The sequence below is a fragment of the Pseudomonas spirodelae genome, assembly GCF_034653255.1.
Taxonomy (GTDB): domain Bacteria; phylum Pseudomonadota; class Gammaproteobacteria; order Pseudomonadales; family Pseudomonadaceae; genus Aquipseudomonas; species Aquipseudomonas spirodelae.
Genome location: NZ_JAYEET010000051.1, coordinates 93,858 through 106,533, shown reverse-complemented (window position 1 = coordinate 106,533; position 12,676 = coordinate 93,858). Strand labels below are relative to the sequence as shown.

Genomic DNA, 12,676 nt, shown 5'->3' with positions numbered 1-12,676 from the left:
TTATGGCTTTTACTGATCCCTTTATCCGTCGCCCGGTACTGGCGACGGTGGTCAGCCTGCTGATCATCCTGCTTGGTTTCCAGGCATTCAGCAAACTAACCATTCGCCAGTACCCGCAGATGGAAAACGCCCTGATCACGGTGACCACGGCTTATCCCGGGGCCAATGCCGAGACCATTCAGGGCTATATCACCCAGCCGCTGCAACAGAGCCTGGCCAGCGCCGACGGCATTGATTACATGACCTCGGTCAGCCGGCAAAACGTGTCGATCATTTCGATCTACGCGCGTATCGGTGCCAACAGCGACCGTTTGTTCACCGAATTGCTGGCCAAGGCCAACGAGGTGAAAAACCAGCTGCCGCAGGATGCCGAAGACCCGGTGCTGAGCAAGGAGGCGGCTGACTCCACAGCGCTGATGTACGTCAGCTTCTACAGCGATGAACTGTCCAATCCGCAGATCACCGACTATTTGTCACGCGTCATCCAGCCCAAGCTGGCCACCCTGCCCGGCATGGCCGAGGCCGAGATTCTCGGCAATCAAGTGTTCGCCATGCGCCTCTGGCTCGACCCAGTGAAGATGGGCGCCTATGGCATAACCGCTGGCGACGTCAACGAGGCGGTGCGTAAGTACAACTTCCTCGCCGCGGCGGGCGAAGTAAAAGGCCAGTACGTAGTAACCAGCATCAACGCCGAAACCGACCTCAAGTCCCCCGAGGCCTTTGCCGCTATCCCGCTGAAAACCGTGGGCGATAGCCGGGTGCTGATCCGCGATGTGGCGCGGGTGGAAATGGGCGCGGAAAGCTACGACGCAATCAGCTCCTTCGACGGTACGCCATCGGTGTACATCGCCATCAAGGGCACGCCCGGGGCCAACCCGCTGGATGTGATCAAAGAAGTACGCAAGGTCATGCCGGACCTGGAGGCCCAGCTGCCACCCAACCTCAAGGTGTCCATCGCTTACGACGCCACGCTGTTTATCCAGGCGTCCATCGATGAGGTGGTCAAGACCCTGTTTGAAGCGGTGCTGATCGTCATCGTCGTGGTGTTCCTGTTCCTCGGCGCCTTCCGCTCGGTGCTGATCCCGGTAATCACCATTCCGCTGTCGATGATCGGCGTACTGTTCTTTATGCAGCTCATGGGTTACTCGATCAACCTGCTGACATTGCTGGCCATGGTGCTGGCGATCGGCCTGGTGGTGGACGATGCCATCGTGGTGGTGGAGAACATCCACCGGCATATCGAAGAAGGCAAAACGCCTTTCGATGCGGCCATCGAAGGCGCGCGGGAGATCGCCGTGCCGGTGGTGTCGATGACCATCACCCTGGCGGCGGTGTACGCGCCTATCGGCTTCCTTGAAGGCCTCACGGGCGCGCTGTTCAAGGAGTTTGCCCTGACCCTGGCCGGTGCGGTGATCATCTCTGGCATCGTCGCCCTGACCCTGTCACCGATGATGTGCGCCAAGCTGCTGCGCCATGAAGAGAATCCATCGGGCTTGGCGCACAAGCTCGACCAGATTTTCGATGGCCTCAAGCAGCGCTATCAGCGCGCCCTGCACGGCACCCTGGACACGCTCCCGGTAGTGTTGGTGTTTGCGGTGATCGTCATGTGCCTGATCCCGGTGCTGCTTAAGTTCACCAAAAGCGAACTGGCCCCCGAGGAAGACCAAGGCATCATTTTCATGATCGCCAACGCACCGCAGCCCACCAACCTGGAGTACCTGAACAAGTACACCGATGAATTCGTCAGCATCTTCAAGGAGTTCCCCGAGTACTACTCCTCGTTCCAGATCAACGGCTTCAACGGCGTGCAATCGGGTATCGGGGGTTTTCTGATGACCCCGTGGAACGAGCGCGAGCGCACGCAAATGGAGATCCTGCCGGAGGTACAAAGCCGCCTTTCGCAAATTGCCGGCCTGCAGATCTTCGGCTTCAACCTCCCTTCCCTACCGGGCACGGGTGAGGGCCTGCCGTTCCAGTTCGTGATCAATACGCCGAGTGACTATCAGTCACTGCTGCAGGTGGCGGAGAAGGTCAAAACACGCGCCGTAGAGTCGGGCAAGTTTGCCTTTCTCGACGTTGACCTGGCCTTCGATAAGCCAGAAGTGGTGGTGGAGATCGACCGCGAGAAAGCCGCGCAAATGGGCGTATCCATGGAAGACCTCGGCCTGACCCTGGCCAGCCTGCTCGGTGAAGGTGAGATCAACCGCTTCACCATCGACGGGCGTAGCTACAAGGTGATTGCCCAGGTCGAGCGCGCGTACCGCGATAACCCCGAGTGGCTGGGTAGCTACTACGTGAAAAGCGAAAGCGGCGCGATGCTGGCCCTGTCCACCCTGGTCAAGGTCAGCGACCGAGCCCGGCCGACCCAGCTCAATCAGTTCCAACAACTCAACTCGGCGATCATTCAGGGCGTACCGATCGTCAGCATGGGTGAAGCCATCGAAACCGTTGAGCAAATCATGCGCGAGGAAGCACCCGCAGGTTTTGCCTACGACTTTGCCGGCGCCTCGCGCCAGCTGGTGCAGGAAGGCAACGCGCTGTACGTGACTTTTGGCCTGGCCCTGGCACTGATCTTCCTGGTGCTGGCGGCGCAGTTCGAAAGCTTCCGCGACCCACTGGTGATCATGGTCACGGTACCGCTGTCGATCTGTGGTGCGTTGATTCCGCTGTTCCTCGGCCTGTCGAGCATGAACATCTACACCCAGGTGGGCCTGGTCACACTGATTGGCTTGATCACCAAGCACGGCATCCTGATCGTAGAGTTCGCTAACCAGCTGCGCCGCGAAAAAGGTCTGTCGCGACGTGAGGCCGTTGAGGAAGCGGCGGCAATTCGCCTGCGTCCGGTGCTGATGACCACCGCCGCGATGGTATTCGGCATGGTGCCGCTGATCCTCGCCACCGGTGCCGGTGCGGTCAGCCGCTTCGACATCGGCCTGGTGATCGCCACCGGCATGTCGATTGGCACGCTGTTTACCCTGTTCGTGCTGCCCTGTGTCTACAGCCTGCTGGCGCAACCGGATGCACCCGCAGCACCTGCCAAGGCTCACGGATAACACAGCGAAGCGAACCGTGGCGGCCATGCAAGGCCGCCCACAAAAAAGCCCTGCATTGCAGGGCTTTTTTGTGGGCATCAAGTACCTCAGGTAACGCGTATCAACCTTGCGAGCGCGCGCCCTGGGACAGGCTAAACATAAACAGCAGCAAGTCCTGATCAGGCCTCATCACCTCGCTTGCGCGCGCCTGCAGCGGTATCGGACAGTAGCCACGTTCGCTCAACGTGATGACCTGGGGGCTGGCTTCGTGCCAAGCCGCCGCCGCGAGCGAGGCCACACTGAGTGCGCCTACTAAAAACAAACCTCGTGCGATTTCTAACTTCATCACTGCAACCTCTTGATAGCGCTGCCAAACGCTGTTTGTAGACCCTAGTTCACTGATCACCGCTGCGTCGCGTTAGGCGACAGACGGCCGTTAGTGCCAGACGCTTCCGGCAACTGCATTCAGATCGTCCTGATCCACACGCAAGCCATTTGGCAGGCCACGCCTTCGAACCGCACACGCACCAATGGTTCAATACTTCAGCAAACCAGGGCATGGCCCCCAGGCGGTAACAACCTTAGGGTCACTTAATTGCCCATTTGCATTAAGGCGGTGCGCCATAGAGCACAGGGTTTTAAAGCCGGCACTGGCAAACCGTAACCGACACAACCTCCACCCACCCCGTGAAAACAGCGTGGTAGAGCACATCCAGGTGAGGTCAAAACAAGAAGCGGCATGGCTGCTTAGCAGCACTGCGCAAATTGACAGGCTCCAGTCCGGGAGCACGGATTACCTAAAGCAATTGACGTACCGCTTTGTTGTGCCGGACTGTTATAGCGCAGAAAAATGAAAACCCCGTGACAGGCACGGGGTTTTCTTTACAACGTACAGGCCGCCTGGCGACGGCCTGTGAGGGGCCGGGCTGGCTTACATCATGCCGCCCATGCCACCCATGCCGCCCATGTCTGGCATACCGCCAGCGGCTGGCTTGTCTTCAACCACTTCGGCGATCATCGCTTCGGTGGTGATCATCAGGCTACCGATCGAAGCGGCAGCTTGCAGTGCCGAACGAGTGACCTTGGCCGGATCGAGAATACCCATCTCGATCATGTCGCCGTAGGTGTCGGTCGCGGCGTTGAAGCCGTAGTTGCCCGAACCCTGCTTGACCTTGTCGACCACTACGCTTGGCTCGCCGCCAGCGTTGGCAACGATCTGACGCAGCGGCGCTTCAACAGCGCGACGCAGCAGCGCGATACCGACGTCCTGATCGGCGTTGTCGCCTTTCAGTTCGCTGATGGCCTGCAGAGCGCGAACCAGTGCCACGCCACCGCCAGGTACCACGCCTTCTTCAACGGCTGCGCGGGTGGCGTGCAGGGCGTCGTCAACGCGGGCTTTCTTCTCTTTCATTTCAACTTCGGTACCGGCACCGACTTTGATCACGGCAACACCGCCAGCCAACTTGGCCAGACGCTCTTGCAGCTTCTCTTTGTCGTAGTCGGACGAAGTGTCTTCGATCTGCTTACGGATCTGCAGAACGCGCGACTCGATATCAGCCTGAACGCCAGCACCGTCGATGATGGTGGTGTTTTCTTTGCTGAGGATCACGCGCTTGGCGTTACCCAGGTGCTCCAGGGTGGCGCTTTCCAGGCTCAGACCGATCTCTTCGGAGATAACGGTACCGCCAGTCAGCACAGCGATGTCCTGCAGCATGGCCTTGCGACGATCGCCAAAGCCTGGCGCCTTAACGGCAGCGACTTTAACGATACCGCGCATGTTGTTCACAACCAGAGTCGCCAGGGCTTCGCCTTCAACGTCTTCAGCCACGATCAGCAGCGGACGGCCGGACTTGGCCACAGCTTCCAGAACTGGCAGCAGCTCACGGATGTTGGAGATCTTCTTATCAACCAGCAGGATCGCCGGGGCGTCGAGCTCGGCCACCATGGTGTCCGGCTTGTTGATGAAGTAAGGGGACAGGTAACCGCGGTCGAACTGCATGCCTTCAACAACCGACAGTTCGTTTTCCAGGCCCGAGCCTTCTTCAACGGTGATCACGCCTTCTTTACCGACTTTTTCCATGGCTTCGGCAATGATTTCGCCGATGGAGCTGTCGGAGTTAGCGGAGATCGAACCGACCTGAGCGATGGCCTTAGTATCAGCGCATGGCTTGGACAGGTTCTTCAGCTCAGCAACGATGGCGATGGTCGCCTTGTCGATGCCGCGCTTCAGGTCCATTGGGTTCATGCCAGCAGCGACGGCTTTCAGGCCTTCGTTGACGATGGCTTGAGCCAGAACGGTGGCAGTGGTGGTGCCGTCGCCTGCGTCATCGTTAGCACGGGAAGCAACGTCTTTAACCAGCTGCGCGCCCATGTTTTCAAAGCGATCTTTCAGCTCGATTTCTTTGGCAACGGAAACACCGTCTTTAGTGATGGTCGGCGCGCCGTAGCTCTTCTCGATGATCACGTTACGGCCTTTCGGGCCGAGGGTCGCTTTTACTGCGTCAGCCAGGACGTTGACACCTGTGAGCATTTTTTTACGGGCGGAATCGCCGAATTTAACTTCTTTAGCAGCCATGATGGTTATTCCTTAATTCGTTCAAATAGAGCGGAATTCGTAGCGACGGGCGCTGAAATCAACCTTCAATTACGGCGAGAATCTCGTTCTCAGCCATTACCAGCAGGTCTTCGCCATCAACTTTGACGGTGTTGCTGCCGGAGTACGGGCCGAACACCACTTTGTCACCGACCTTGACGGCCAGCGCACGCACTTCACCGTTGTCCAGCACGCGGCCGGTACCGACAGCGAGGATTTCACCGCTGTTGGCTTTCTCGGCAGCGGAACCTGGCAGCACGATGCCGCCTGCGGTTTTCTTTTCTTCTTCGCTGCGACGGATTACGACGCGGTCATGCAGAGGACGAAGCTTCATTGTCGATCTCTCCCAATAGATGGTTTTTCGACCGGTGTATGCACCGGTGGGTTAGCAAAATCCGGCTAGGCCGGTAGCACTACGCCAGGCGCAGCGCTGAAGTCTGATTTGTCTGAATGACAAAAAACCTTGCGGTGACCGCTACATAAGGGCGCGCAGAGGGATTTCAAGGGCTGAGGGTGAAATCTTTATCGAAAATTACCCGCCGGCGCACTCACTCGCGGCGCTCGTACTCGCCTTCCAGCACATTCGGCCGCACTTGCCCCGAGCGCGCGGCCTGGTCATCGAAAAAAGCGCGCTGACGCATGGCCTGTTCAGCCGCACGCAGACGCACCTTGTTAACCAACAGCCGACGGGTGAAGGGAATCAGACAGAAGATCCCGAAGAAATCGCTGATAAAACCGGGTAACAGCAGCAGGCCACCGCCGACAGCAATCAGCAGGCCCTCAAGCATTTCCTGCTCAGGCAATTCACCACGCGCCAGTTTTTCCCGGGCACGCCACGCCGTAGCAACACCCGCCACCCGCAGCAGCACACTGCCGAGAATCGCCGAGCCGACGACCAGCAACAGAGTCGGCAACACACCGATGGTGCTGCCCACTTGAATCAGCACGGCCAGTTCAATCAGCGGGAAGAGCAAAAATAAGAACAGAAAAGCACGCATCAAAGGTTCCTTAATGGAAGAACAGCTTCCAGTAGAAGTGAAGTATGGGGTATCGCGCTGAATTCAAGCTGAAGGCTGACCATCGGTCGGCCAGACTGCAGCGCGGGCCAGGGTTACCAGGGCCTGGCGCACCTCAAGCGGACTGTTACAGGATGTTGGAAAGGCCAGCCAATGCACCCCTTGGGCAATACGCAGATGGAAGCCTTCGCTGTCGACACCAACCATCTCGGCGGGGGCCTGACTGGGCAAACTGGCCAGCTCGACATAATGGGCAATAGCCACGGAATGATCGCTATTCATATGCTCGAGCATGCTGAGTTCACTGTCGCCGGCAAACGGATTGCTCAACGCCACCTGATCCAGCCAATGAATCGCGCCAAAACCACCGATATAACGCCAGCGCACCGGCTCCAGTCGCCAGAAGTCGAAGTCATGCGCCTGGTGATAACCGCGCGACTCGGGGAAATAGCGGTAATAGCGCTGCGCGGCGGCCTCAATCAGCGCGCCATCCTGCACCGGCCGGGCTTCAGCGAGCAACGTGAGGCGACCAACCGCCTGCACATCTTCCGCGCCGCGCTCGCCCACCAGCAGTGAGCATTTGCCATCTTGTTTGAGGTTATGGGTGTGCTGGGCAATGCGGCTGATCAATATCAGCGGATAACCGTCGGCATCCAGGCAATAGGGCACCACTGATCCGAAAGGGAAACCCGGCATGGCCTTGGAATGGGTGCTGAGCACGCCCCGGTATTCCTTGAGCAGCAATTCTCGGGCATGCTTGCCGGCTTTCACGCTCACCTTATGACTCCTTGCATAGAATCCGTCACTAACGGACAGGCGCTTTAGGATAACGGTTACAGCGCCGGCAAGGTTACACCGCAGAGCCGATTGAACCTCTCGTACGCCGAGCCAAACACTCTTAACGCGTTATGGCCGGCGCGGCAGCAGAGGTTGCAGCGGTTCCATTTACTTGGGGATACGCAATGCAACTCAAAGACAAAGTTATCGTCATCACCGGCGGCTGCCAGGGCCTGGGTCGCGCTATGGCCGAGTACCTGGCCGAGAAAGGCGTCAAACTGGCGCTGGTCGACCTCAACCAGGAAAAGCTCGACGAAGCCGTGGCCGCCTGCAAAGCCATGGGCGTAGAAGCGCGTGCTTACCTGTGCAACGTCGCCAATGAAGAACAAGTGACCCAAACCGTGGCGCAGATTGCCGACGATTTCGGCGCTATCAACGGTTTGGTGAACAACGCCGGCATCCTGCGCGACGGCCTGACCATCAAGGTCAAGGACGGCGAAATGACCAAGCTGAGCCTGGCCCAGTGGCAATCGGTGATCGACGTCAACCTCACCGGCGTGTTCCTCTGCACCCGTGAAGTGGCGGCGAAGATGATTGAGCTGAAGAATGAAGGCGCGATCATTAACATCTCCTCGATTTCCCGCGCAGGCAATATCGGCCAGGCTAACTACTCCGCCGCCAAGGCCGGTGTAGCGGCCGACACCGTGGTCTGGGCAAAGGAACTGGCACGTTACGGCATCCGCGTTGCCGGCGTGGCGCCGGGCTTTATCGAAACCGAAATGGTTGCCAGCATGAAGCCGGAAGCGTTGGAGCGCATGACTTCGGTTATCCCGCTGCGCCGCATGGGCAAGCCGGCAGAGATCGCACACTCGGTGGCCTACATCCTGGAAAACGACTACTACACCGGTCGGATCCTTGAGCTGGACGGCGGCCTGCGGTTGTAATCCGCACCGATCTGCTGCGCGTCGGCCACCCGTCGTTAAAAGCACTCGCGGGCTTGCTCATTTACAGCTGTAAACTCCGCGCCCGCGAGTGCTTTTGCCTAGGCTGACTCTAGCTCGCGAGATCTTGAATGTTTAAAACAAAAAGCCCCGCATCTGCGGGGCTTTTTGTTTACAACCTCAGCTTACCAGCCGACGCCAAAACCCAAGCTGTAACGGGTTTCGTCCAGCTCGCCCTCCGAGCCGCTAACCAGGTCTTTCTCGGCCTTCATGTTCAGCGAGGCCCAGTCGGTCAGTTTGTAGCGCAGCCCTACGGCGGCATCCAGGGTGTAGTCCGCGACATTCGCCAGTGGCTTACCCACCTCACCATCACTGAACAACTCGACACTCTTACCGATCAAGTAACGGTTGTAATCCCACTTCATGCTCACGGCGTAAAAACGGTCTTGCTCGCCATTTTCATACTCATAGTCGCTGCGATTAAGCAGAGCACCCACGGAAAAGGCGCCCAGCTCATTATCCCAGAACTGATAACCCGGCCCGGTGCCTAGCGTACGCTGACGACGCACGTCTTCAATGCGGTCACGCTTATATTCCATACGCCCCTGCCAGAACCATTTCTCAGTCAAAAAACGGTCAAGCGCATATTCGGCACTCCAGTCATCGGTGGTCACCACGTCATTCTGGAACTCACGGTTGTATTCCGCCTCGGCGTGGTGCCGCCACAGACCATGGCGCGCCTGGGTTTTCAGGCTGACGTCATAGTCGTCGGTGTCGCGCTCGGCACGTTTGTAGTCCAGCGCGGCATCAATATTGCCCTTCCAGACAAGGTCCTCAACCAATGGCTTGGGCTTGAGAATCTGTTGAATACTGGCCAATTCAATGGTCTTGGGCGCCTCGCCGTTGACCAACGTGACCTTGCCAGGCTCCGCCGCCTGCAGGGCTTTTGCCCGCTCACCGCTGATGGCGCTTTCCTTGACCAGCAATTCCTGATCACTTTCCAGGGTGGCGATCTTGCTCCAGCTCAAAGCAATGGCGCCGCCGTAGTCGGTTACCAGCAGCAGCTTGCCTCCGTCGTAGAACTTGATCTTGCCGGTCAGGCGGTCGCCGTTTTTCAACCAGACGGTGTCCGCCAATGCGGGTGTGGCAGCAAGCGTAAGGGCCAAGCAAAGCAGGGTTCTGGAAAACATAGGGAGAGGCTTTCTATCAAGGTGTGTGCGGAGGGCCGCGCATTATCCGTACGCACGCTGCCAGAGCAAGCACTGACCGACAGATGCAACGTGAGTTCAGCCTATTCGTCTTACCAACCGACACCCACCCCCAACAAATAGCGCCGCTCACTTGCGGACTGACCGAGCCCACGCACTTGGTCCAACTCGTAGAGCAGCGACAGCCGCGCCCATTGGTTAAGGCGGTAACGCAGGCCTACTTCACTGTCGAGTACATAGTCGATCTGCTCGATATCCGGCAGCTGTAGCTCGGCCGTACTGTAGAACTCCAAACGCGTGCCCCAGAGCAGACGTTTGTAATCCCAGGAAAACGAGTAGGTGTTGAGTGCCAGATCGGCATCGCGGGTTTGCAGTTGCAAACGATTGAATTGACCGACCACATCCAGCCGACCTAATTCGTTGTCCCAGAAACGATAACCCGGCCCTGTTCCCAGCGAACGCTGACGGGTGAAGAAGGCGAACTCATCTTCATTCTGTTCGGCACCGACCCGCCAGAACCAGTTATCCGTGATAAAGCGGTCAAGGTCGTATTCCAACTGCCAATTGTCTGCGGTTTTCGCCTCATTCTTGACCTTGCGCTCCAAGTCACCGCTGAGTACGTGCCGCCAGCGCCCATGCTCCATGCGCGTATTACCCTTGAATTTCCACTCGTCGGTGTCGTTGTCATCGCGTTCCATATCAAGCTTGGCGTCCAGGTTGCCCTCCCAAAGACGGTCCTGCAGCACCGGTCTCGGTGGAATCAAGCGCGTGATGCTGGCCAGCGGCACTGCCTGCGTCCGCTCACTGACCACCCGCACCATGCCTTTGCCGGCGGCTTCCAGCTGATTACTGCGCTCGCTGTCGAGGCCCTGACGCCGAACCAGCAGGGGTTTGTCCGAGCGCAGGGTGTCGATATCCTTCCAGGCAATCAGCACCTGTCCGGCATATTGGGTCTTCAGGGCCAGTTTTCCGCCATCGAGTAGAACTATCTCGCCGCTCAGACGGTCACCATTGTTCAGCCACACCGTGTCCGCCCATGCAGGCGCGGTCAGACTAAGACTCAATAAACACAGCAGGTTACGTAGCAGCATGTTGGAAAAGCCAGATAGCGAGCCAGGACAAGTGCCGCAGCATGCCGCGCCAGGTCAGCACACAGCAAGCCAGACGGAGCGCTGCACGGCACTTTATGCAGCGCTGAGCCTAATACCCGCAGGCCGCGTGGTGAGTTACGGACAACTGGCCGCCTATGCTGGCTTGGGCCGCGCCGCGCGCTGGGTCGGACGCACTCTCAGCCGGCTACCGGACGGCACAACCCTGCCGTGGCACCGGGTCATTTGCGCAGGCGGGCGCCTCGGCTTACCTGCCGCTAGCCAAGCCGGCACAGAGCAGCGCAGCCGCCTACGCGAGGAAGGTGTGCAAATCCATAACGATCGGGTGGATATGCCGCGCTATGGCTGGCGCCCAACAGAGCACAGCGGTTAGAGTGCGCCCTTTGTTAGGTCAATCTCAGGCTGATACCCCTTTAATGCCTCGTAAAAGCTGGCGTGATGCCATTGCTGCCTACTCCAGCCCGTCGACATTGGTGCTGCTCCTGCTTGGGTTCGCCGCCGGCCTACCCTATATGCTGGTGTTTTCGACCCTTTCCGTCTGGTTACGCGAAGCCGGTGTAGCGCGCGACACCATTGGCTTTGCCAGCCTGATCGGCTTGGCGTATGCCTTTAAATGGGTGTGGTCGCCCCTGCTCGATCAATGGCGCTTACCGCTGCTGGGCAAGCTGGGCCGGCGCCGCTCCTGGCTGGTGTTGTCACAAATCCTGATTGCCATTGGCCTGGCCGGCATGGCCCTGTGTGACCCACAAACTCACCTGACCTGGCTGATTTCCCTGGCTGTCCTGGTGGCCTTCGCGTCAGCCACCCAGGACATCGCCGTCGACGCCTATCGCCTGGAAATTGTCGACGACACCCGCCAGGCTGCACTCGCCGCCAGCTATATGGCCGGTTACCGCGTTGCCGCCCTGCTGGCCACCGCCGGTGCGCTATATTTTGCCGAAGGTTTTGGCTCCACCGCCCTGCTCTATCAGCACGGTGCCTGGGCTGGCACCTACATGCTGTTTGCCATGTTGATGCTCCCCGGGCTGCTGACCAGCCTGTGGATGCGCGAGCCGGATGTGCCGCTGCGCACCCAACTCGCCGCGGCGCGTTATGGCTTCAGCCATCAGATTGCCTCGGTGCTGGTGTTGATTGTGCTGCTGGTGTCGGTACCGGCGATGTTCACCCAGTTTTATTACACCGACTTTGCCAGCCTGGTTAATGGTCAGAACAGCGTGCTCGACCTGCTGCTGGAAGACCGCGCCTTCCTGCGCGCCCTGCTCTACACCATTCTCAGCGCCCTGTGCTTATCGTCCATGGGGCGGCGCGGCCTGGCCCCCGTACTGACGCCGGTCAACGACTTTATCGTGCGCTACCGCTGGCAGGCCTTCCTGCTGCTGGGCCTGATTGCCACCTACCGCATGTCGGACACCGTGATGGGCGTAATGGCCAATGTGTTCTATATCGACCAAGGCTTTACCAAAGATCAGATCGCCAGCGTCAGCAAGCTCTTTGGCTTGGTGATGACGCTCGTGGGGGCTGGGGTCGGCGGCTTGCTGATCGTACGATTCGGCATTATGCCGATCCTGTTTATTGGCGGCGCCGCCTCAGCCGCAACTAACCTGCTGTTCCTGATGCTGACCGGCATGGGCGCGGACTTGCAGATGTTGATCGTGACCATTTCAGCCGACAACTTCAGCGCCGGCCTGGCGACGGCGGCATTCGTAGCTTATCTGTCGAGCCTGACCAACCTGAAATTCTCCGCCACCCAATACGCCCTACTCAGCTCAATCATGCTGTTGTTACCACGACTGATCGGTGGTTATTCAGGCGTGATGGTGGAAACATTCGGCTACGCCCAGTTCTTCCTGGTGACGGCTGCACTGGGTATCCCAACCTTGATCCTGATTATTCTGCAATGGCGACGCGAACAGTCACAGCCACAAGAGGCCAGCGGAGCTATCCCAACCGAGCACCCATAACAATAATCCGAGAGTGGCCGTATCAGGCCAACCGGCATA

The 12,676-nt window shown here is 58.7% G+C and carries 11 protein-coding genes; 4 read left to right on the top strand and 7 right to left on the bottom strand.

The annotated features are described in order from the left end of the window. The first annotated feature begins 2 nt into the window (after positions 1-2). Positions 3-3,053: a multidrug efflux RND transporter permease subunit gene (locus tag SOP97_RS17280; RefSeq protein WP_322950278.1), complete on the top strand. Its 3,051-nt coding sequence runs from the start codon at positions 3-5 to the stop codon at positions 3,051-3,053. Between the two features lie 100 nt (positions 3,054-3,153). On the opposite strand, the gene SOP97_RS17275 is transcribed toward SOP97_RS17280, so the two are convergent. From SOP97_RS17275 to SOP97_RS17255, 5 genes are all read right to left on the bottom strand, one after another. Continuing rightward, positions 3,154-3,378, bottom strand: a complete 225-nt coding sequence (locus SOP97_RS17275; protein ID WP_274087477.1) for a hypothetical protein — start codon at positions 3,376-3,378, stop codon at positions 3,154-3,156. A gap of 585 nt (positions 3,379-3,963) precedes the next feature. Then, positions 3,964-5,607, bottom strand: a complete 1,644-nt coding sequence (gene groL / locus SOP97_RS17270; RefSeq protein WP_322950277.1) for a chaperonin GroEL — start codon at positions 5,605-5,607, stop codon at positions 3,964-3,966. A 58-nt stretch (positions 5,608-5,665) separates the two neighbouring features. After that, positions 5,666-5,959, bottom strand: a complete 294-nt coding sequence (locus tag SOP97_RS17265; RefSeq protein WP_019827816.1) for a co-chaperone GroES — start codon at positions 5,957-5,959, stop codon at positions 5,666-5,668. Between the two features lie 214 nt (positions 5,960-6,173). After that, entirely contained in the window at positions 6,174-6,623 is a 450-nt protein-coding gene (locus SOP97_RS17260; protein WP_274087479.1) for an FxsA family protein, read from the bottom strand. Between the two features lie 63 nt (positions 6,624-6,686). Continuing rightward, a complete protein-coding gene (locus SOP97_RS17255) occupies positions 6,687-7,418 on the bottom strand; it encodes a HugZ family pyridoxamine 5'-phosphate oxidase (RefSeq protein WP_322950276.1) in 732 nt (243 codons plus the stop codon). A 185-nt stretch (positions 7,419-7,603) separates the two neighbouring features. Here SOP97_RS17255 and SOP97_RS17250 point away from each other — a divergent pair, with 185 nt between their 5' ends. Continuing rightward, positions 7,604-8,362 (top strand): SDR family oxidoreductase, encoded by a 759-nt coding sequence (locus SOP97_RS17250; protein WP_322950275.1) that lies wholly within the window; start codon positions 7,604-7,606, stop codon positions 8,360-8,362. A gap of 182 nt (positions 8,363-8,544) precedes the next feature. On the opposite strand, the gene SOP97_RS17245 is transcribed toward SOP97_RS17250, so the two are convergent. Both SOP97_RS17245 and SOP97_RS17240 read right to left on the bottom strand, forming a co-directional pair. Next, positions 8,545-9,549 carry a DUF481 domain-containing protein gene (locus SOP97_RS17245; RefSeq protein WP_322950274.1) on the bottom strand — a complete coding sequence of 335 codons (1,005 nt, stop codon included), beginning with the start codon at positions 9,547-9,549 and terminating at the stop codon, positions 8,545-8,547. Between the two features lie 110 nt (positions 9,550-9,659). Beyond that, positions 9,660-10,658, bottom strand: coding sequence for a DUF481 domain-containing protein (locus SOP97_RS17240; RefSeq protein WP_322950273.1), 999 nt, complete (start codon positions 10,656-10,658; stop codon positions 9,660-9,662). On the opposite strand from SOP97_RS17240, the gene SOP97_RS17235 reads away from it, so the two are divergent. Together SOP97_RS17235 and SOP97_RS17230 are read left to right on the top strand one after the other, a co-directional pair. Further along, a complete protein-coding gene (locus SOP97_RS17235; RefSeq protein WP_411912080.1) occupies positions 10,657-11,049 on the top strand; it encodes an MGMT family protein in 393 nt (130 codons plus the stop codon). The genes SOP97_RS17240 and SOP97_RS17235 overlap by 2 nt on opposite strands. A gap of 43 nt (positions 11,050-11,092) precedes the next feature. Then, entirely contained in the window at positions 11,093-12,637 is a 1,545-nt protein-coding gene (locus SOP97_RS17230) for an AmpG family muropeptide MFS transporter (RefSeq protein WP_322950272.1), read from the top strand. Positions 12,638-12,676: the final 39 nt, after the last annotated feature.

Bases quoted from the DNA above. Each gene is read 5' to 3' on its own strand.
- SOP97_RS17280 (WP_322950278.1), top strand. From the start codon at position 3: ATGGCTTTTACTGATCCCTTTATCCGTCGCCCGGTACTGGCGACGGTG.
- SOP97_RS17230 (WP_322950272.1), top strand. From the start codon at position 11,093: ATGCCTCGTAAAAGCTGGCGTGATGCCATTGCTGCCTACTCCAGCCCG.
- SOP97_RS17245 (WP_322950274.1), bottom strand. From the start codon at position 9,549: ATGTTTTCCAGAACCCTGCTTTGCTTGGCCCTTACGCTTGCTGCCACA.
- SOP97_RS17250 (WP_322950275.1), top strand. From the start codon at position 7,604: ATGCAACTCAAAGACAAAGTTATCGTCATCACCGGCGGCTGCCAGGGC.
- SOP97_RS17265 (WP_019827816.1), bottom strand. From the start codon at position 5,959: ATGAAGCTTCGTCCTCTGCATGACCGCGTCGTAATCCGTCGCAGCGAA.
- SOP97_RS17260 (WP_274087479.1), bottom strand. From the start codon at position 6,623: ATGCGTGCTTTTCTGTTCTTATTTTTGCTCTTCCCGCTGATTGAACTG.
- SOP97_RS17275 (WP_274087477.1), bottom strand. From the start codon at position 3,378: ATGAAGTTAGAAATCGCACGAGGTTTGTTTTTAGTAGGCGCACTCAGT.
- SOP97_RS17235 (WP_411912080.1), top strand. From the start codon at position 10,657: ATGTTGGAAAAGCCAGATAGCGAGCCAGGACAAGTGCCGCAGCATGCC.
- SOP97_RS17240 (WP_322950273.1), bottom strand. From the start codon at position 10,658: ATGCTGCTACGTAACCTGCTGTGTTTATTGAGTCTTAGTCTGACCGCG.
- groL (WP_322950277.1), bottom strand. From the start codon at position 5,607: ATGGCTGCTAAAGAAGTTAAATTCGGCGATTCCGCCCGTAAAAAAATG.